Source organism: Methylobacterium sp. J-090 (genome assembly GCF_022829345.1).
In the GTDB taxonomy this organism is placed as follows: domain Bacteria; phylum Pseudomonadota; class Alphaproteobacteria; order Rhizobiales; family Beijerinckiaceae; genus Methylobacterium.
Genome location: NZ_JAKSXV010000041.1, coordinates 1 through 1,155, shown reverse-complemented (window position 1 = coordinate 1,155; position 1,155 = coordinate 1). Strand labels below are relative to the sequence as shown.

Genomic DNA, 1,155 nt, shown 5'->3' with positions numbered 1-1,155 from the left:
GTCGGGATCGCGGGCGACGATGGACTGGGCCCAGCGGTTGTCGCCGGGGCGCTGGGCGGGATTCCAGGTCGAGGGATTGCCGGTGCCGTAATACATCAGGTTCAGGGCGGCATCGTAGGCGTACCAGCCCCAGGTGCAGCCGCCGCCGGTCTTCCACTGGTCGCCCTCCCACGAGGCGAGGGAGGAATCCCGGCCGATGGGGCGGCCCAGCACGGTGGTGGTCTCCGGGTCGACGAGCATGTCGGCGTCCGGCCCCATGGAATGGGCGCGCCAGAGGCGCCGGCCCGTCTTCGCGTCGTAGGCGGTGAGGTGGCAGCGCACCCCGAACTCGCCGCCTGAGATCCCCACGAGGATCTTGTCCTTCACCGGCAGGATCGTGGCCGTGTTGGTCTCGCCGCGGGCCGGGTCGCCGTTCCGCACCTGCCAGTTCACCCGGCCCGTCGCGGCATCGAGGGAGACCAGGGTGGTGTCGGCCTGGTGGAGCAGGATCGCGCCGTCGGCATAGGCAAGGCCCCGGTTGACCGTGTCGCAGCACAGCATCGCCACGACGGAGGCGTCCTGCTTCGGTTCGTACCGCCAGAGGATGCGGCCGTCATGATCGAGATCCAGGGCATAGACGATGTTGGGGAACGGCGTGTGGAGATACATCACCGCGCCGACCACCAGGGGCGCGCCCTCGTGGCCGCGCAGCACGCCCGTCGAGAAGGTCCAGGCGACCCGGAGGCGGGCGACGTTCCCGGCCGTGATCCCGTCGAGGGGCGAATAGCGGGTGTTGGCCGCGTCGATGGTCTGGAGCACCGGCCCGGGTGCCGGGCCTTGGACCGGATTCTGGGCCCGAGCGGGGAGGATGGATCCGGCCAGGACGGCCAGACCGAGGACGGCCAGACTGAGCGGTAGGGCGCGACGCATGGGATCCCCTCGGGTGCGGTCCGGGGGATCTAGGCGATTCCGACGCCGGGGGTCATGCGCGAAGGGACGCGGGCGGAAAGCCGCCGCCCGCGTCCGTCGGGATCCGGTCTAGGTCCTCTCTGCAAAGTCATGTGAGCCAGAGCATGGTCATGCCGAGTGTGACCATGGCGAGGTAGTTTGCCGCTCGCTTCTCGTAGCGGGTGGCGATGCGGCGATACTGCTTGAGGCGTCCGATCAGCCGCTCGA

The 1,155-nt window shown here is 69.8% G+C and carries 1 protein-coding gene and 1 pseudogene; both read right to left on the bottom strand.

Features of this window, described 5'->3' with window-relative positions:
• On the bottom strand, positions 1-909 hold a 909-nt coding region (locus tag MKK49_RS07085), incomplete at its 3' end, for a PQQ-binding-like beta-propeller repeat protein (RefSeq protein ID WP_244027361.1).
• Between the two features lie 127 nt (positions 910-1,036).
• Positions 1,037-1,155: pseudogene (locus tag MKK49_RS07080) on the bottom strand (IS5/IS1182 family transposase); the annotation flags it as partial.